The following is a 283-nucleotide window of genomic DNA, read 5'->3' as shown; positions in this document are numbered from 1 at the left end:
TCGATGGGGATGAGGGTGCCGTCAACGATGACGTGGTCGCCCTCACCGAGACCGGTGAGGGCTTCGTGGAGGCCGGGTGCCCAGCTGGCCAGGACGTCCGAGGTCTCGTCGGCATACCGCCAGGCAGTGGCCTGAGATATGCCGAAACCGGCTCCGAGCTGCGAGAACGTCTCGTTCTTCCGCGGGTGGACCAGCGCGAGCAGTGCCTGCTTGAAGCAGCCGAGCTTGCGCCAGCGTGTATTGCGGGCCTGGCGGTGCTCGTGCAGCAGCCAGGCGACATGCT

At 66.8% G+C, this 283-nt stretch carries 1 protein-coding gene; it reads right to left on the bottom strand.

All coding sequences use genetic code 11. The features are described from left to right. A partial coding sequence (locus tag IE94_RS0134705) for a helix-turn-helix domain-containing protein (RefSeq protein ID WP_167344005.1) occupies positions 1 to 283 on the bottom strand: 283 nt, incomplete at both ends.

It is taken from the genome of Streptomyces violaceorubidus, from assembly GCF_000717995.1.
In the GTDB taxonomy this organism is placed as follows: Bacteria; Actinomycetota; Actinomycetes; order Streptomycetales; family Streptomycetaceae; genus Streptomyces; species Streptomyces violaceorubidus.
This window is presented reverse-complemented; position numbering and strand designations above follow the sequence as displayed.